Genomic DNA, 19,618 nt, shown 5'->3' with positions numbered 1-19,618 from the left:
TTAGCTGTGATATATCGGTTCTGTTTTTTTCACATTCTTTTTTTCTAAATATTGCACGATACTATCTGCATATACTTTCTCTACCTCTAGTTTTTTGGTTACAAATTCCCAGTCATCATTTTTATGAGTAAAATACCCTTCAGAATAAGGAATCCCAGCTGTACCAAAATACAGGGATTGAAACTCTATCAGATAAAATTCGCTCCCATCAAATACGATATCAATCGAGATATGAGGGACATTCATTTTTATATAGATTTCTTGCGCAAAATCAAAAAGGCCATCGGGCGCTTCGGCTTCTAATCCGTAGAAATAATTATCATATCCACCACCACTGGCTTTAATACCACGTCCTTTCAATAATGGCCTTTTAAATACATATAGTTTTTCTCCAAAAATGTAAATCTTCCAATCATTCTGCAGATTTGGTATAAAATCTTGTAGTATAAATTTTTGCCTATATAGAGATTCTCTTATGTATCCTTCATGTTTGAGAGATCTTCCATAGTCTCTTAAATCACTACGATAATTACGTTGATTTATTTGTTTGACTTTTGTGATTAATTCTTTTTCAGATTTTATTAAACAAACTCCCGTTCCCGAAGCACCTTCAGAAGTTTTAAAAACAACAGGGTAGGTAACCTTATCCAAATGCATCAAAAGATCTTTCATAGAGCCATAGGCTTGTGCATTAATATTATTTGTCAAGTCTTCGAATTGCCTCATAAGCTCCATAAAAACTTTATTATTATTAGCTCTTAAGTGTTTGTATGCAGGAATTACATTCGCACCAGATAACTCTAAGGCATATATCACATCTTCTATGTAAGACTTATACTTATACCCAATATCTTCTGAAGATGTATAAATCACATCTTTGCCTTTAAAAGTACCTTCACTTAGGTTAATTTCATTGAAATAGGTATACGCCAACCGAAATCCCATATCATTAAAATAGTCGGATAACTTATCTTTATCCATCCCACTACGATAAGGAGTATCAAAATGTTTAGATCCAAATTTTGTTTTATAATCCATTAATGCTATTATAGACTTCATAGGTATTTATTTTTGATGAAATAGAATGATTAGACATATTGTGTAGTATCGACAAAGACATTAATAATGTATCTCGATATTTTTCTGGTGTATATGGAGATAAATCGGTAAACATGGTATTTAATCGTTTACTATTAAAAAGTAATTGATCACTATTTATGGTCAAGCGTAATTCTTTCTCATTTGCTTTGACTCCAGAAATAATACCCAGATTGTCTAAATTGGTTTTTGTAACTTTTTTAAGTAATTTTTTCTTCAAAAACGGAAGAATAATATTATGAATATACTTAAGGTCTCTTACGTCTATAGGACGATACCCCTTTCCTGTTACCTGGGTATAAATCTGTTGATTAGTCTTCTTTATGATATCTGTATACAGGTATTGACCTTTCATCCTTTTTATAGGGTTATCTGTAAAAAAGTCATTATTAGCTCCTCCATACTTTGTAGTAAGTAATGTTTTCACAAAATTATAATCAAGAAATGGTGTTCTAACCGAAATGTATTTTTGCTGTAGTGTAATCCACTGCCCAAAGAATTTTCTAAAGATCTCTTCGAATACAAAAATGTAAAATTGTTGATTCCTTGTTATATTTTGAGGAAGAGACTTTTTGTATTCTATAATTTCTTGAGTAAGTTCATCTAGCTCTACAGTAAATGCAGATGTATTTAAAACGCGAAGAGGTTCTGCATTTTTTATAATTTCTACTAATTCTTCTTCGTTTTGTATTTTAAAGACATTTGTTAATGTTTCTGAAGTGACGGCACCGGCCGAGTGTAATGCTCTAAACAATTCGCTTCCTCCTGCTCCAGACAATAAATATTTCGAGTTTTCTGAAATCTTTTTTGTACTATATAAAAAATGAGGATATAAAAGTCCATTTCCCAGATAACCCGATGTGGTATATTCTAGTGCATTTTGGTAATACTCTGATGATATATATTGAGTAGCCCCAAGGTCAAAATATTGATATGGTATTTTTAAAGTTTTAGCATTAGCCAAAGGGATACTTACATCATCATTTTCTGGCTTACCAAAAGAAAATGTATTAAATTTTTGCTGGTGATATGTGGCACAACTAACTAATGTTCTTCCATCAAAACCACTTGTAAATGCAATATCAAATTCTTCTTTCGGAAAATATTGTTTTGCAGTCTCTATAAATAGATTACTTAACTGATCTACCGTTTTTTTACCTCCTTTTGGATACGGAACAAACAAGCTGGAAATATCAAAATGTTTGGTAACAGTAATTTTATCATTCTTTAAAGTAATAAAAGAATGACAAGGAAGTAAATTGATGTTTTTATATAGCGTTCTGTTAAAAAAACCATAGTTAAACAAAAGGTTTTCGAGAATAAACTTTTTATCTATTTCTGGTTTTGTAGTAAGATATTCTTTAATTAACTGTAATGATGATGATATTAGGCAATCATTCTCTGTATAATAAATTGGTAGCATGCTAAAAAAACTATTGTATACTTTTATAGAATTCTCTTTGGCTACAATGGCATAAAAATGTCCTTTAAGCTTAGCAATCTCATAATCATTAACACTAAAAACTTCTTCGACAGAACCTATATAATCACCAACAACTATTACTTTAAACTTTCCAATATTATATTCAAAATAGTTCGTACCAGTAAATGTCAAATACCAGTTAGAGGTTAACCTGAGTAATTTTTTTTTCTCTGATTTAGATATCTGCTTTTTATGAAGTAGTATAAAGTCACTCATAGCTTTTCCTGTTTATAATAGTCCACGATTTGATAGTTTAAATAAATTCCACATCAATATTGCTGCAAAAATGAATGTTAGATAGCTTAACCAATGCTGATTACGTTTGGGATATTTTGTAGCAATACCATCTGCCATAAAAATGATTAAAAATGGCAGTGATAGTATTTGAAATCGATCCTGAAATGATATTCCGGATATTGCAAGAATTATAATATATAGTATAGCAAATCCGCCAACAAAAATGACTCTTCTATTTTTGGTTTTATAAGCATTATACAATCCCAGAAATACAAAAAAGTATAGGCAGTTTCGTACAATTTCGTTTTGAAAATGGGAATAAATCCCTAATTGTGCTGCTTCAAAATCTAATAATGAAGGAAAAGGAGTAATAATCGCACCAGCAATTAAAAGTGGACTTACAAGAGCAGCTGTATAGCTTATTCCTCTCTGTTTAGAAGTATTACTTAACTCATTCCCAAATTGATCTTTACTTGCTTCTATTGCTATTTCTACATGCTTATCCATTCCTAATTTTTTCATTACAAAAAAACTTCCGGCAATAAATAGTATTGAAATAAATACAGCCGACATTTTATAATTTTTATTAGACGTCTTATAAAACAAAATCTGTATTAGTACGCAAAAGATGAGTAACGGAGCTAATATTACTCTGAAATAAAAAAGTATCCCAAAATGAAGTAGAATAAGTAATGAATATAAGACTCTAAATTTTCTCTGTATGATGATTAATTGGGTTAGATAAGCAATATTTGCAATCAGAAATATCATAAATGTTTCTTTTAACAAAAAACCTGTAAACCATAACAATGCTGGCATTAACATCGTAATAATTCCTGCCATACGAGCTCTTTTTTCATCATAAGAAATCCTGGTTATTTGATATATTCTTATAACCGTGATACTCCCCAGCAGGGCATTGAAAATTTTTATAATCAAAATATTCTTTCCAAAAATGAAATAGAAAAAACCGATAATAATAGAGAATCCATAATCAGATTCGTTTTTCCAAAAGCCAGATAAAACGCCAAATATGTGTCTTCCGTCTTCTATTGCATCTGCTACTATTGATCCAGAATAATGGTAGTTCCAGGAATCTGATGCTGCTATTTCCATTGGTAAGTTTGCTGGATCATAGAGCATTGTAAGGATATATAGAACTCCAATTGAAATGAGACGATATATAAAACTGTGCAGAAAGATTCTTTGTATAAAATTGTCTTTTTTTTCCCAAGATTGAGAATAATATTGTAACCCTGTAACAAAAAGGATAATGGTTCCGAAGCCTGCAAATAGAATTGGTAATGGCATAATGTAATCTGGAAATATCACTACATGAAGTAACAGTATTCCTACTGTAAAAAACATGATAACATTAGTATTTCTCTTTGTCCAGTACATTATGCTGATTTACTTTGATAGGATTGATTTACCTTTTGTATTTCATAGCAGTCCTCAAAACACGATTTAGCATTAGCTGCCATTATTTTTTTATTCGCTTGTGATAATTCAATAAATTTTAGAATCGCTGATGTTAATGAGGGTACTTCAAAATCATCGATAAGAAATCCATTATAACCATCTATAATAATATCTTTGATTCCTCCTGCAGGAGTACTAATTATTGGAACACCCATTGATAAAGCTTCTAGAATTACAATAGGCATACCTTCCTGGGCAGAGCTTACAATCAAGGCGTCTGCATCCAGTAAAAAGTCTGCTGCATTTTTTTTTGGTCCTGCTAAGAATACATTAGGGGTATTAATTCTCTTAAGTTCATCAACCAGAATCATATCTGTCTCGCGCCCTATCTGAATACACATAGCATCAGGATACTTAGTATACACTTCTCCAAAACTTAAGGATAGTAGTTTATAATTTTTATGACGGTTTATATTTCCTATTGCCAGAAAACGCTGTCCTTTTTGCGGTTGTATTGAGAAACTATTCCAAAATGTTTTTATTTCGCTTGCTGCTCTTTCTGGGTTATGGCTTTTTATTCCGTTGGGTATAACTGTTGACTTTAGTTTTGGTAAACTTTTCTTGAGATCCTTATAAATAGTTGGGGCGACACATACATGTAAAATTCTATTGTTTAAAAAACGAAGTTTATTTAAATACCCAAGTACTAATTTCCAATTCTCGAAACTACTATGAATGGTATGTATATAAGATATTTTGGGTTTTAATATTGAGATCCCGTAGATATAGTATAACGGATTATGTAAGTGTACAAAAATGGTTTTAGGAGCTAATCTACCAAGGAGAATATATAGATTAATAAATTGTTTTATACTATACTTTTTGGTCCAGCCCAATTGGTATAGATGAATTTCTTTTTTTATTTTATCAATATAGTTCTTATTCGGGTCTGTAATTTTTAGAGCAATGATGGATACATCATTTGATTTTGATTGTTCATTAGCAAGTTGAACAACAAAATTTTCTGCTCCTCCGATATCCAGAGATGATATGACATGTACAATTTTCATCTATAGTTGTTTTCCATATATCCAGCTGTCTATTATCTGATGTCCCGTTTGATTATAGGAAACCTGAAAATTATTAGCTTTTAAGAATTTTGACATTTTAATCTTAATCTGTCGGTCATCATCAAAAAGAAAATCATGACAGGAGATAGCAACATTTTTAGTAATCTTGATTGCATTTTCCATTCCTTCTATCATTTGTAGTTCGGATCCTTCTATATTAACCTTAAGAAAATCAATGTTTGTTATATTCTTTTTTTCTACAAAATGATCTAATGTGATCCCATCTACTTCTACACCTTTGGATTCTTTATTTATGTAATCAACTTGATAATTATTAGATTCTTCAATCCATAATTTTTGATTACTATCGGTAATAGCCAGGTTTAAATTTTCGGAAGTTTTAATTTGGTTTTTAGCACATAATTCTACAAGTTTTTGATGACTTGCTCTACTGGCTTCGATAGAATATATTCTACCTTCATTTTCTGTTTTTTCGTCAAAAAATAACGTTTCTGTCCCTATCCCGGCGCCAATATCAACAATTACATCTCCTTTTTTAGGCGTATAATATTGACAAGCTATCCGTTCAATACTTCGATAAAGTTTCTTCTTACTAAAATTGAAATATGGTTGCTGTACCAGGTAAAGATATTGTTCTCTATTTTTTAACCAATACATATCATAATCTGCATCATATTCTACTTGATTGTTAGAATCTTCAAGTATCCTACTAATCCATCCTAAAAAAGATGCTTTACGGGTTTTTCCCGGAATCAAAGTCATAATACCATTGAGTATTCCCGATATTATTTTTTTTATGATTTGTTTCATCTCTTTAGACTTTTAAATATTATTTTGTCCTTATCTTGCTAGTAATAAGGTTCTGAATTTCAATCAATTCTTTAAACTTCAATATATAGGATAGTACATAGTATATCCCTAAACTTATTCCTACTCCTATGATGAGTTGAATTAAATAGCTACTAAATATTCCACTAATAAAAAAACCTATTCCTGTAGCTACCGTACTAACTAACAGGTATGGAAAAAGATCTACTAATTGGTCAAAACCTGAATAATTAATATACTTTTTGGTATAATATGAGTTAATAAAAAACCCTAAAAAAGAAACTAAAATATATCCAATACTTAACGGAATCAATCCAAACTTATAGGTCACCAGGATTGCAGCAATAGTGAGCACATTTTTTATGAGTTCTAATTTTAAGAATAAATCAGACCTTCCTTTGGCATTCAGAAAATTAAGATTGATATACTGCAACGGATGAAAAATAATTTCTAATGATAATATCTGAAGTAAAACAACAGTTGGTAACCATTTACTAGTGATTAAAACCAAAATAATTGGTTTGGCATAAAATATAAGTACAGTAATGATAGGAAATAATAGGAAGCCAGTAAGTTTAACACTTCGCTCTAAAAGGTTCTTAACCTTTGAGTCCTCATCAATAACTTTTACTAGAACAGGAAAAGTAACACTTTGAAGAATCGTGGTTACCAGAGTTTCTGGAATTTGTTTAAATAAAGTAGCTCTGGTAAAATATCCTAGTTCTTCTGCTTTATAGATTTTACCAATTATAATAAGGTAAATATTCTTAAAAAATATCTTAAGTAATCCAGAAATCATTAGTTTAGAGCCAAATCCAAAAAGGGTCTTAAAAGATTCTTTATCAAAAATCAAACTAGGTTTCCATTGATTTAAGACCCAGAATAAAATCGCAATTGATAGACTTCTCACAATAGTTTGGTATACTAAAGTCCAGACGCCATATCCATTAACTGCCAGGTAAATCCCAACAATCCCCCCTAGTAGTGCAGACACAATATTGATTATAGCCAATGTTTTAAAATCAATTTTAGTGGTAAGAAATGCTCTGTGAACAATGGTAGTGGATACAATTATAATATTGATCCCAATAACCTTTATAATATCAACTAGTATTGGTGTTTCATAGAAATCTCCTATAAAACCAGATCCAATAAATAAAATGCCATATAGCATAAAACCTACAATGATATTAAAGAAAAATATTGTAGAGTAGTCATTATTGTTTACATTTTTTTTCTGTACCAATGCAGTAAAAAACCCACTATCTACTAAGGACTGAGATATTGCAAGAAAAATAGCTATCATTCCGATAAGGCCGTAGTCTTCTGGCATAAGTATTCTTGCTAATACAATACCTAAAATGAATTGTATCATTAGCGTCGAAAACTTATCAATACTACTCCACACTAATCCAATAGTTGTTTTTCTTTTCAAAATACTCACGAGTAGTTGTTTTTATTTAAAGTAACCAAATTTCAAAGCCAAATCTTGTACTGAAAAATTAGGTATACTGTACTTTTTTCGACCTGTTTAGAAAAGGGTGATATTCTCCTCTTAACGGGCTTAATTCTGCGTTTCTAATATCATGTACTAATTGTATAGACGGTTTTGCATCGACCAATCCAAAACCATTATTTTTTAGAATTTCTATATAACTTTTGGTATGTAATTCTGTAAAGCCAGAGCTAAACTCAATTTCTTTTCCATCAACGAGGATAGAACGATATGTTCTTTGGTTTTTCATTTTAACAGACTCAGGTATATTTTCATAATCTATAGATAGAAACCATCTTACACGTGCTTTTTCTAGTTCTAAATATCCAGAGGCATTATAAAGATCATGTTTGTGTACAATGTTCTCTGTTGCTCCTCCAAATATCCAAAGTAGCATATCAAAAAAATGAACTCCTATATTAGTTGCTATTCCTCCCGATTTACCGATTTCTCCTTTCCAGGAGCTATTATACCAACTACCTCTAGAGGTAAGGTAGGTAAGGTCTATATCATATATTTTATCTTTGGGTCCTTCATCAACCATTTTTTTAAGAGCTACTATACTGTGGTGTAATCGCAACTGCAAGATTGTATTTACTTTTCTCTCACATTCTGCCTCAATTTCAATGAGAGGCTCTATATTCCAGGGATTCAAAACGAGAGGTTTTTCGCAGATTGCATTAGCTCCTCTGCGAAGTGCCATTCTTATATGCGCATCGTGTAAATAATTTGGAGTACAAATACTTACATAATCTAATATAATTCCTTTTCTTCTTTTAAGTTTTTCGAGATGTCTGTCGAAACGTTCAAATTCTACAAAAAAATCGGTATCTGGGAAATAACTATCCAATACTCCTACACTATCAAATTTATCTAATGCAGCCAGAAGGTTATTATCTGTTTCTTTAATAGCTTTAAGGTGCTTTGGAGCTACATAACCTGCTGCGCCAATCAATGCAAAGTTTTTTTTCATCATCATGTCTTTTTTAATTACACTTTAAGAGATTCAATCACGTATCTGATACTACAGAATGGGGTATAGTAGGAATCAAAATTCCTTTTTGACAGGTTGTGTTTTAAAAACTTGTTGATTATCTAATTTATATATTTCATTGCTTTCGGGGCAAATAGCAATGCCTTCTTTATCGAACTCTAAACGATGACCATACTCGCTCATCCAGCCAATTTGTTTAGCTGGATTTCCTACCACAAGTGCATATGGTTTTATATTCTTGGTTACAACGGCTCCTGCACCGATAAAAGCGTATGCGCCAATATCATGACCACAAACTATGGTTGCATTTGCACCGATTGTTGCTCCTTTACCTACGTTTGTTTTGCTATATTGCCCTCTTCTATTTACTCCACTTCTTGGGTTTACAACGTTGGTAAATACACAAGATGGCCCCAGAAACACATCATCTTCACAAGTAACACCTGTATATACAGATACATTATTCTGTATTTTCACATTATCTCCTATAATAACTTGTGGAGAGATCACTACGTTTTGACCAATATTGCAATGTTTACCTATATTACAATCGGTCATAATATGAGAAAAATGCCATATTTTGGTATCCTTACCAATATCGCATCCATTATCTATTACAGCAGTTTCATGTACATAATAGTTTGGTTTCATATACTATATTTTAATTATATCAACTCATTTATAACCACATTACAACCGAAATAGAATGTTGCAAATGATTTGCATTTCCTGGGGAATTATTATCTATAGAGAATTTTCCTAATGTTTGAAAATTAAGCCACATATATACCCCAAGTCTAATGTTTAACCCCAGACCTATATTTATTGTATTATTAACAACTTCATTAAAAAAATTCCCCCCCCATCCTCCTATCAAATATCCAGTATACCCTGCATGTCTAGGATCGCTCCAATAGTTAGAGGTATAATTTTTAGCCATTAGGTCAATTGCAAAATAATTGATAGTTTCTACACTAAAAACACTATTTATTTTTTTACCTCTCTTAAATTGATTGATTGATGTCGATAGTTCAACTCCGTAATCATATTTGAATCTCTTTTCTACCGTAACTTTTAATAGACGTGATAGATTCCAATTATCTTCAATATTGAGTAATTCATCAAAACGACTTCCAGAATTGTCAACAACATTTAGCCCTAAGCCTACTACCCAAGGGCTATCTTCTTGTGCATAAGCAAAAGATATATTAATAACAAATAAGACTAGCAACAGAAGTCGTGTCAAAATCATATTTTATGATCACCATATATGTGTTTTTTTCATCATATAAATCAATTTTTGAGGTTATAAATTGATTAATACATTTGATTAGGGTAAATCAAAATCAAGAATTGTTATAAATTCTTCTAAAACACTTTTAATTACTCGTGAACTATATAAATTTATTTGACAAATGTGAGTAATGAGCTCTATAATAAACCTTGTAGCTTCTATTTTTAAGATTTATTTTAGATATCTCTTATGTAAATTTAGCAGATTTTTCTTTAAGTCAATTACTGTTTTACCGCAAAAATATAACTGCCAATAGTTATTTTATATATTTTAGGTCCATATAAGTTTATGTATCAGCTCTTTAAAACTCTACTAGTTATAGATACAATATTTAAAATCAAAGTGATCTTTATTTTGCTAGAATATCAAAAAAAATAACCAGAACCTTATTAGCATCCAATACTTTATCTATGTGTTGCATTTATTTTTACTTAGATGAAGAAACCTAAAACTTGTATAATAAAAAACCGACCTAAGTACTACATAAATATAGTACTTAGGTCGGTTTTTTTATGATATTTCTTATCTAAGCCTCTCCCGTAGGGCCGAAATTCATAGGGATTGGTGTTTGTTCATAATCTTTAATTTCTCCATGAGCAGCTTCAAATCGATTTACATTGTCACTAAGAGCTTTTAATAATCTTTTGGCATGCTGTGGAGTTAGAATAATTCTACTTTTCACCTTACTTTTCGGTCTACCTGGCATAATGTTTACAAAATCAACTACAAATTCGGAAACAGAATGATTAATAATTGCAAGGTTACTATATGTCCCATCTGCAACATCTTCATCTAGTTCTATATTTAATTGATTTTGTTTCTGATTTTTATTATCTGCCATATCTAATTTTATTTTAGAATCGTTTGATCAAAAAAAAGCCTGCCTAAAAAGGCAGGCTATTTATATTAGTTATAATTAACTTCTTGTCGCTGTTCCATTCGTTCTTCAAACTCTTCGTTTGAACCAACAATGATACTTTCATAGTCTCTCATTCCTGTTCCTGCTGGTATTCTATGTCCAACAATCACATTTTCTTTAAGACCTTCAAGGCTATCAATTTTACCGCTTACCGCAGCTTCGTTTAACACTTTTGTTGTTTCCTGGAATGACGCCGCAGAGATAAATGACTTGGTTTGTAGCGAAGCTCTTGTAATACCTTGCAGTATTGGAGTCGCTGTAGCAGGAGAAACGTCTCTTGCAGTAACTAAGTTTTTATCATCTCTACGCAAAGCAGAATTTTCATCTCTTAAATCACGAGGAGAAATAATCTGTCCTTCTTTAAGGTTTTCACTATCTCCCGAATCTTCAACAACTTTCATTCCGAAGATTTGATCATTTTCTTCGATAAAATCAGATTTGTGTACTAGCTGATTCTCAAGGAAAATTGTATCTCCCGGATCCTGGATTCTTACTTTACGCATCATTTGACGTACTACTACTTCAAAATGCTTATCATTAATTTTCACACCCTGTAATCGATATACTTCTTGTACTTCATTAACCAAATACTGCTGTACTGCAGAAGGGCCTTTGATTTTAAGAATATCTTCTGGTGTAGTAGATCCATCTGATAATGGCATTCCTGCACGAACATAATCATTTTCCTGAACAAGAATTTGATTAGAAAGTTTTACAAGGTACTTTTTAATTTCTCCTATTCTGGATTCTACGATAATCTCTCGATTACCACGTTTGATTTTTCCAAATGATACTACACCATCGATTTCACTAACCACAGCAGGGTTAGAAGGATTACGTGCTTCGAATAATTCTGTTACTCTTGGAAGACCTCCTGTAATATCACCAGCTTTGGCAGATTTACGAGGGATCTTAACCAGGATTTTACCTACCTTAATCTTATCATTATCGTCTACCATAAGGTGGGCTCCAACAGGTAAGTTATAAGAACGTAACACTTCATCTCCTTTTCCTAATACATGTAGTGTTGGTATTTTTTTCTTATCACGAGATTCAGAAATTACTTTTTCCTGGAACCCAGTTTGCTCATCAATCTCTACTTGATAGGTAATACCTTGCTCAATATTTTCATATCTTACTTTACCTGCAAATTCAGAGATAATTACTCCATTATATGGATCCCACTGACAGATTACGTGATCTTTATCTATTTTATCTCCATCTTGGATAAATAATTGAGAACCATAAGGAATTAAGTTTGTACTTAAAACAATCTTAGTTTTTGGATCAATAATTTTAACTTCTGACGTACGAGAAATTACTACATCGATCTCATTACCTTCTCCATCTTCTCCTTTAACGGTTTTAAGTTCTTCTATTTCTGCTTTACCAGCAAACTTAGATCTTAATTGGTTTTCTTCAGAAATGTTACCTGCAATACCTCCTACGTGGAATGTACGTAATGTAAGCTGTGTACCAGGCTCTCCAATAGATTGAGCAGCTACAACACCAACGGCTTCACCACGCTGTACTGTTTTACCAGTAGCAAGGTTACGACCATAACATTTTACACAGATTCCTTTCTTTGCTTCACAAGTAAGCGCAGAACGAACTTCTACAGATTCTACAGGAGAATTCTCAATAATCTTAGCAACTTCATCATTAATTTCTACACCAGCTTCTGCTAATACTTCTTGAGTTAATGGATCAATAACATCTTGCAATGAAGTTCTACCCACTATTCTAGCAGCAAGCCCTTCTATAATTTCTTCATTTTTCTTTAACGGAGTTACCTCTACACCTCTAAGTGTACCACAATCTTCTATATTAACAATAACATCCTGAGCAACATCTACCAAACGACGTGTAAGGTATCCAGCATCCGCAGTTTTAAGAGCGGTATCGGCAAGACCTTTACGAGCACCGTGAGTAGAAATAAAGTACTCAAGAATAGAAAGTCCTTCTTTAAAGTTAGAAAGAATTGGGTTTTCGATAATTTCTCCACCAGCAGAACTCGCTTTCTTCGGTTTTGCCATCAATCCACGCATTCCGGTTAACTGGCGAATCTGTTCTTTAGATCCCCTTGCTCCAGAGTCAAGCATCATATATACCGAATTGAATCCTTGTTGATCTTCACGAATACGCTTCATAGACAACTCTGTCAACTCAGCATTTGTAGATGTCCAAATATCAATTACCTGATTATAACGCTCATTATTAGTAATAAGACCCATATTATAGTTTGCTACAATATTGTCTACCTGAGCATTTGCATCAGCAATCATGGTATGTTTCTCTTTAGGGATAATAATATCTCCTAAACTAAATGATAATCCTCCCTGGAAAGCAAAATTATATCCTAAGGTTTTGATTTCATCCAAGAATTCTGCTGTTTCAGGAACACTTGTTACTTTCAAAATACCTCCGATAATATCTCGAAGTGACTTTTTAGTCAATACCTCATTAATATATCCTGCTTTTTCTGGAACTTTCTCATTAAATAAAACTCTACCAGTAGTAGTTTCTATGATTTTAGTTACTACTTCTCCTTCTTCAATATCATTAGTACGAACTTTGATATTCGCATTAATATCTAATCTCTTTTCATTATAAGCAATAACTACTTCTTCTGGAGAGTAGAACGTTAAATCTTCTCCTTTTATTTCTAATTCTGGAGTAGATCTACGAGACTTGGTCATATAATAAAGACCCAAGACCATATCCTGAGAAGGAACCGTTACAGGTGATCCGTTAGCAGGGTTAAGAATATTGTGTGATGCTAGCATCAACAACTGAGCTTCTAAAATTGCTTCTGGTCCCAGTGGTAAGTGTACTGCCATTTGATCCCCGTCAAAATCGGCATTAAATGCGGTACAAACCAAAGGGTGTAACTGTATCGCTTTACCTTCGATAAGTTTAGGCTGAAAAGCCTGAATACCTAAACGGTGAAGCGTAGGAGCACGGTTTAGTAATACCGGATGTCCTTTTAAGACATTCTCTAAGATATCCCAAACTACAGGCTCTTTTCTATCTATAATTTTCTTGGCAGATTTTACTGTCTTTACAATACCACGTTCGATCAGTTTTCTGATTACAAATGGTTTATAAAGTTCTGCAGCCATATTCTTTGGAAGACCACATTCGAATAATTTCAATTCTGGTCCTACAACAATCACAGAACGTGCTGAATAATCCACACGTTTACCAAGTAAGTTCTGACGGAAACGTCCTTGCTTACCTTTTAATGAATCGGATAATGATTTTAATGGTCTGTTAGAATCTGTTTTAACTGCAGAAGCCTTACGTGTATTATCAAATAATGAATCTACAGACTCCTGAAGCATACGTTTTTCATTACGTAAAATAACTTCTGGAGCTTTGATTTCCATTAAACGCTTCAATCGATTATTACGGATAATCACACGACGGTACAGATCATTTAAATCTGAAGTTGCAAAACGACCTCCATCAAGTGGTACTAAAGGACGTAATTCTGGTGGAATTACTGGTACAACTTTAAGGACCATCCATTCTGGATTATTTTCTCTATTTTTATTTGCATCACGGAAAGACTCAACAACCTGAAGACGTTTTAATGCTTCAGTTTTACGTTGTTTAGACGTTTCGTTATTTGCTTTATGTCTTAGTTCGTAAGATAGTGCATCAAGATCAATTCTTCTTAAGATCTCGATAAGACACTCTGCTCCCATCTTTGCGATGAATTTATTAGGATCTGTATCATCAAGATATAGATTTTCCTGAGGAAGGCTATCTAAAATATTTAAATACTCTTCTTCTGTAAGGAAATCCATTTTCTGAACAGCTTCGCCTTCTTCATTTTTGGCAATACCAGGTTGAATTACTACATAACGTTCGTAGTAAATAATCATATCTAATTTCTTAGATGGAAGTCCTAATAAATATCCTATTTTATTTGGTAAAGAACGGAAATACCAGATGTGTGCCACAGGAACAACTAAGTTAATATGTCCCACACGATCTCTTCGTACTTTCTTTTCGGTAACCTCTACTCCACATCGATCACAAACAATACCTTTGTAACGAATTCTTTTATATTTACCACAAGCACATTCAAAGTCCTTTACAGGTCCAAAAATACGCTCACAGAACAAACCATCACGCTCGGGTTTGTGAGTACGATAATTGATAGTTTCGGGTTTTAGCACTTCTCCCTGAGATGCCGCTAAAATTGACTCAGGAGATGCTAAACCTATAGAGATTTTATTAAATCTCTTTACTGTATTCTTATCATTATTTCTTGCCATAATATATGGTTGCTAAAGAATTATTGTAATTTAAAATTGAATAGTTTTATGTTTCATTCGTACCCTTCGACTTTGCTCAGGGTACGAATTAGCATTTACTATTCTTCTAATCTGATATCCAGACCCAGACCTTTTAATTCGTGCATTAATACATTAAAAGATTCTGGTAATCCTGGTTCTGGCATAGGTTCGCCTTTAACAATACTTTCGTATGTCTTCGCTCTTCCTATAACATCATCAGATTTTACCGTCAATATCTCACGTAAGGTTGCAGAAGCACCATAAGCTTCTAGCGCCCAAACTTCCATCTCTCCAAAACGTTGACCTCCAAATTGAGCCTTACCACCAAGTGGTTGTTGAGTAATCAACGAGTAAGGACCTATAGAACGTGCATGCATCTTATCATCTACCATGTGACCAAGCTTAAGCATATAAATCACACCTACTGTAGCCGGCTGGTGGAAACGATCTCCCGTTCCTCCATCATAAAGATAAGTATGTCCAAATCTTGGAATTCCTGCTTCATCAGTAAATTCATTAATCTGATCTAAAGATGCTCCATCAAAAATCGGGGTAGCATATTTTCTACCTAATTTTTGTCCGGCCCATCCTAATACTGTTTCATAAATCTGACCAATGTTCATACGAGATGGTACCCCAAGTGGATTTAATACGATATCTACTGGTGTTCCATCTTCTAAGAATGGCATATCTTCTTCTCTTACAATACGCGCAACAATACCTTTGTTACCGTGACGACCTGCCATCTTATCACCTACTTTTAGCTTACGTTTCTTAGCGATATAAACTTTAGCAAGTTTTATAATTCCAGAAGGTAATTCATCTCCTACAGAGATCGTAAATTTCTCTCTTCGAAGATTACCTTGTAAATCATTTTCTTTAATTTTGTAGTTATGGATAAGATCCGCAACCATACTATTTAAAGCATCATCGGTAGTCCATGTTCCTTTAGTAAGGTGAGCATAATCATCAACACTATTAAGCATTTTCTGAGTATACTTTTTACCTTTAGGAAGCACTTCTTCTCCTAGGTCGTTCATAACTCCCTGAGAAGTTTTACCACCAACGATAGCAAATAGTTTGTCTACCAATTCAGATTTTAGTAATTCGAATTTTGTATCGTATGATCTTTCTAAAATCTCAATATCTTCTTTATCCTGAGAACGTTTTCTCTTATCTTTTATAGCGCGGGCAAATAATTTTTTATCAATTACCACACCATGTAAAGAAGGAGAAGCTTTTAAAGAAGCATCTTTAACATCTCCTGCTTTATCTCCAAAGATTGCTCTTAATAGTTTCTCTTCTGGAGTAGGATCACTTTCTCCTTTTGGAGTAATTTTTCCGATAAGAATATCACCCGGTTTGATTTCTGCTCCAACACGGATCATTCCGTTTTCATCAAGATCTTTGGTAGCTTCTTCAGAAACGTTAGGAATATCATTAGTTAATTCTTCATTACCTAATTTGGTATCTCTAACCTCAAGAGAATATTCATCAATATGGATTGAAGTAAAGATATCTTCTCGTACTACTTTTTCAGAAATCACAATCGCATCCTCAAAGTTATACCCTTTCCAAGGCATAAAGGCTACTTTCATGTTTCTACCTAGTGCAAGTTCTCCTTTTTCTGTAGCATATCCTTGACACAATACCTGACCTTTTTTAACACGATCCCCAACATTAACGATGGGTTTAAGGTTTATATTGGTACCTTGATTCGTTTTACGGAATTTTATTAATTCATAGGTTTTAGAATCGTCATCAAAGCTTACCATTCTTTGTTCTTCGGTTCTATCGTATTTAATGGTAATCTTTTGTGCATCTACATACTCAACAACTCCTTCTCCTTCTGCATTAATCAATACTCTGGAATCTGATGCTACCTGACGCTCTAATCCTGTTCCTACAATAGGAGCATCAACTCTTAATAATGGTACTGCCTGACGCATCATGTTTGATCCCATCAATGCACGGTTTGCATCATCATGTTCTAAGAACGGAATTAAAGATGCAGAAATAGATGCTATCTGATTAGGAGCAACATCGGCATAATTAACATTGGTTGGGTCAATTACCGGGAAGTCACCTTCCATACGTGCAATTACCTTATCAGAATCTATAGCGCCATCTTCTTTTAACGGAATATTAGCCTGAGCTATTAATTTTTCTTCTTCCTCTTCTGCACTTAGGTATGTATATCCAGAAAGATCAACCTTTCCTTCTTCTACTTTTCTATATGGAGTTTCAAGGAATCCCATCGAATTCACTTTTGCAAATACAGAAAGTGAAGAGATCAGACCAATATTTGGTCCTTCAGGTGTTTCAATAGGACATAGACGACCGTAATGTGTATAGTGTACATCACGTACCTCAAAACCTGCACGCTCACGTGATAAACCTCCAGGTCCAAGAGCCGAAAGTCTACGCTTATGTGTAATCTCTGCTAATGGATTGGTTTGATCCATGAACTGAGATAACTGGTTTGTACCAAAGAACGAATTAATTACAGATGATAACGTTTTAGCATTGATCAAATCAATCGGTGTAAAAACCTCATTATCTCTAACATTCATACGTTCCCGAATGGTACGAGCCATACGTGCCAGACCAACTCCAAACTGTTGTGATAATTGCTCTCCTACAGTTCTAACACGACGGTTAGAAAGGTGATCGATATCATCAATTTCAGCTTTAGAATTAATTAACTCTATTAAGTACTTTATAATGGTAATAATATCTTCTTTGGTAAGCACTTGCTTATCCATTGCAATATCAAGTCCCAATTTCTTATTCATTCTATAACGACCTACTTCACCAAGGTTGTAACGTTGATCAGAAAAGAATAACTTGTCAATAATACCTCTTGCAGTTTCTTCATCGGGCGGTTCTGCATTACGTAATTGACGGTATATATGTTCTACCGCTTCTTTTTCAGAGTTGGTAGGATCTTTTTGTAAAGTATTGTGGATAATTGCATAATCTCCTTTTTGATTATCTTCTTTATGAAGCAAAATGGTTTTTGCTCCAGATTCGATAATCTCTTCAAGATGATCTTTATCTAAGATGGTATCACGATCTAAAACGATCTCGTTACGCTCAATAGATACAACTTCTCCTGTGTCTTCATCGACAAAATCTTCATGCCATGTATTCAATACACGAGCTGCTAACTTGCGACCTAAAACTTTTTTCAATCCGGATTTAGAAACTTTTACTTCTTCTGCAAGATCAAATATTTCTAAAATATCTTTATCACGTTCAAAACCAATTGCACGGAAAAGTGTAGTTACCGGTAATTTTTTCTTTCTATCGATATAAGCGTACATTACACTATTGATATCGGTAGCAAATTCTATCCAAGAACCTTTAAAAGGAATTACTCTTGCAGAATATAATTTTGTTCCATTGGCATGGAATGATTGTCCAAAGAATACTCCCGGCGAACGGTGTAATTGAGATACGACTACTCGCTCTGCCCCATTAATACAAAAAGTACCGCTGGGTGTCATATAAGGAATTGTACCTAAGTACACATCCTGAACAATAGTCTCAAAATCTTCGTGTTCTGGATCTGTACAGAAAAGTTTTAGACGGGCTTTTAAAGGTACACTATAGGTAAGACCTCTTTCTATACACTCCTGCAGATCATATCTTGGAGGGTCTACAAAGTAATCTAAAAATTCTAGTACAAATTGATTACGAGTATCTGTAATCGGGAAGTTTTCCATGAAGGTGTTGTATAAACCTTCGTTTCCTCTTTCTTCAGATTTTGTTTCTAGTTGAAAGAAATCCTGGAAGGATTTGATCTGAATATCCAGGAAGTCAGGATAATCAGGTCTATTCTTTACAGAAGAGAAATTCAATCTTTCAGTTTGCGTTGCTAACATCAATGGACGGAATTAAATTAAAATTTAAAAAAGGGTGCGTATTTGTAACTTAATGTTTATATACGCAAAATGGTTTAGACCTCATCAGGCATCATTGCATGATGGGTCTAAACCTATATGTCAATATATGGTAAGCTTATTTAAGCTCAACCTCAGCTCCAGCCTCTTCTAATTGTGCTTTAAGAGCTTCTGCTTCATCTTTAGATATTCCTTCTTTGATTGCTTTAGGAGCTTCATCAACTAATCCTTTAGCATCTTTAAGACCAAGACCTGTAAGTTCTTTTACAAGTTTTACAACAGCTAGTTTAGCACCACCTGCAGCCTTAAGGATTACATCAAATTCTGTTTTTTCTTCAGCAGCATCTCCTCCACCAGCACCACCGCCAGCAGCTACAGCTACTGCAGCAGCAGCAGGTTCGATACCATATTCTTCTTTTAATATATCAGCTAACTCATTAACTTCTTTTACTGTTAAGTTAACCAATTGTTCTGCGAAATCTTTTAAATCTGCCATTTTCTATCGTTTTAAATAATTTTTTTAATTGAAATATAATTGTTAAAAA

General features: G+C 33.2%; 13 protein-coding genes. All 13 read right to left on the bottom strand.

From position 1 onward, the window contains the following. The 13 genes from DK441_RS17560 to rplL all read right to left on the bottom strand — a co-directional run bounded on the left by DK441_RS17560 (position 1) and on the right by rplL (position 19,569). Entirely contained in the window at positions 1-1,059 is a 1,059-nt protein-coding gene (locus tag DK441_RS17560; protein ID WP_109851845.1) for a RimK family alpha-L-glutamate ligase, read from the bottom strand. Further along, the gene (locus DK441_RS17555; protein ID WP_109851844.1) at positions 1,028-2,797 is read right to left on the bottom strand and encodes an asparagine synthase-related protein; all 1,770 of its coding nucleotides are present in this window, start codon (positions 2,795-2,797) and stop codon (positions 1,028-1,030) included. The genes DK441_RS17560 and DK441_RS17555 overlap by 32 nt, the downstream gene beginning before the upstream one ends. Positions 2,798-2,809: 12 nt before the next feature. Then, positions 2,810-4,186 carry a glycosyltransferase family 39 protein gene (locus DK441_RS17550; protein ID WP_160112150.1) on the bottom strand — a complete coding sequence of 459 codons (1,377 nt, stop codon included), beginning with the start codon at positions 4,184-4,186 and terminating at the stop codon, positions 2,810-2,812. A 32-nt stretch (positions 4,187-4,218) separates the two neighbouring features. Continuing rightward, complete coding sequence (locus tag DK441_RS17545; RefSeq protein WP_109851842.1) at positions 4,219-5,310, bottom strand: glycosyltransferase; 1,092 nt, start codon at positions 5,308-5,310, stop codon at positions 4,219-4,221. Beyond that, positions 5,311-6,141, bottom strand: coding sequence for an FkbM family methyltransferase (locus tag DK441_RS17540; protein ID WP_109851841.1), 831 nt, complete (start codon positions 6,139-6,141; stop codon positions 5,311-5,313). A gap of 19 nt (positions 6,142-6,160) precedes the next feature. After that, positions 6,161-7,603 carry a lipopolysaccharide biosynthesis protein gene (locus tag DK441_RS17535; RefSeq protein ID WP_109851840.1) on the bottom strand — a complete coding sequence of 481 codons (1,443 nt, stop codon included), beginning with the start codon at positions 7,601-7,603 and terminating at the stop codon, positions 6,161-6,163. Positions 7,604-7,661: 58 nt separating this feature from the next. Then, positions 7,662-8,627, bottom strand: a complete 966-nt coding sequence (locus DK441_RS17530) for a Gfo/Idh/MocA family protein (RefSeq protein WP_370444325.1) — start codon at positions 8,625-8,627, stop codon at positions 7,662-7,664. Between the two features lie 75 nt (positions 8,628-8,702). Next, positions 8,703-9,299: an acyltransferase gene (locus DK441_RS17525; RefSeq protein ID WP_109851838.1), complete on the bottom strand. Its 597-nt coding sequence runs from the start codon at positions 9,297-9,299 to the stop codon at positions 8,703-8,705. A gap of 28 nt (positions 9,300-9,327) precedes the next feature. Next, positions 9,328-9,900, bottom strand: coding sequence for a hypothetical protein (locus DK441_RS17520; protein WP_160112149.1), 573 nt, complete (start codon positions 9,898-9,900; stop codon positions 9,328-9,330). Between the two features lie 568 nt (positions 9,901-10,468). Continuing rightward, positions 10,469-10,783, bottom strand: a complete 315-nt coding sequence (locus DK441_RS17515) for a DUF3467 domain-containing protein (protein WP_025665932.1) — start codon at positions 10,781-10,783, stop codon at positions 10,469-10,471. A gap of 65 nt (positions 10,784-10,848) precedes the next feature. Then, on the bottom strand, positions 10,849-15,147 hold the full coding sequence (gene rpoC, locus DK441_RS17510; protein ID WP_109851836.1) for a DNA-directed RNA polymerase subunit beta': 4,299 nt from the start codon (positions 15,145-15,147) through the stop codon (positions 10,849-10,851). A gap of 98 nt (positions 15,148-15,245) precedes the next feature. Beyond that, positions 15,246-19,055, bottom strand: a complete 3,810-nt coding sequence (gene rpoB, locus DK441_RS17505) for a DNA-directed RNA polymerase subunit beta (protein ID WP_109851835.1) — start codon at positions 19,053-19,055, stop codon at positions 15,246-15,248. A gap of 136 nt (positions 19,056-19,191) precedes the next feature. Beyond that, positions 19,192-19,569 (bottom strand): 50S ribosomal protein L7/L12, encoded by a 378-nt coding sequence (gene rplL, locus DK441_RS17500; RefSeq protein WP_025665929.1) that lies wholly within the window; start codon positions 19,567-19,569, stop codon positions 19,192-19,194. Between the last annotated feature and the right edge of the window lie 49 nt (positions 19,570-19,618).

The organism is Aquimarina sp. AU58 (assembly GCF_900312745.1).
In the GTDB taxonomy this organism is placed as follows: Bacteria; Bacteroidota; Bacteroidia; order Flavobacteriales; family Flavobacteriaceae; genus Aquimarina; species Aquimarina spinulae.
Note: the sequence above shows the minus strand (reverse complement) of the source record. Positions and strands in the feature narration are given on the sequence as shown.

Coding starts and splice junctions, on each gene's coding strand:
- DK441_RS17525 (WP_109851838.1), bottom strand. CDS start 9,299: ATGAAACCAAACTATTATGTACATGAAACTGCTGTAATAGATAATGGA.
- DK441_RS17560 (WP_109851845.1), bottom strand. CDS start 1,059: ATGAAGTCTATAATAGCATTAATGGATTATAAAACAAAATTTGGATCT.
- DK441_RS17555 (WP_109851844.1), bottom strand. CDS start 2,797: ATGAGTGACTTTATACTACTTCATAAAAAGCAGATATCTAAATCAGAG.
- rpoB (WP_109851835.1), bottom strand. CDS start 19,055: ATGTTAGCAACGCAAACTGAAAGATTGAATTTCTCTTCTGTAAAGAAT.
- DK441_RS17520 (WP_160112149.1), bottom strand. CDS start 9,900: ATGATTTTGACACGACTTCTGTTGCTAGTCTTATTTGTTATTAATATA.
- rplL (WP_025665929.1), bottom strand. CDS start 19,569: ATGGCAGATTTAAAAGATTTCGCAGAACAATTGGTTAACTTAACAGTA.
- DK441_RS17515 (WP_025665932.1), bottom strand. CDS start 10,783: ATGGCAGATAATAAAAATCAGAAACAAAATCAATTAAATATAGAACTA.
- DK441_RS17540 (WP_109851841.1), bottom strand. CDS start 6,141: ATGAAACAAATCATAAAAAAAATAATATCGGGAATACTCAATGGTATT.
- DK441_RS17550 (WP_160112150.1), bottom strand. CDS start 4,186: ATGTTTTTTACAGTAGGAATACTGTTACTTCATGTAGTGATATTTCCA.
- rpoC (WP_109851836.1), bottom strand. CDS start 15,147: ATGGCAAGAAATAATGATAAGAATACAGTAAAGAGATTTAATAAAATC.
- DK441_RS17545 (WP_109851842.1), bottom strand. CDS start 5,310: ATGAAAATTGTACATGTCATATCATCTCTGGATATCGGAGGAGCAGAA.
- DK441_RS17530 (WP_370444325.1), bottom strand. CDS start 8,627: ATGAAAAAAAACTTTGCATTGATTGGCGCAGCAGGTTATGTAGCTCCA.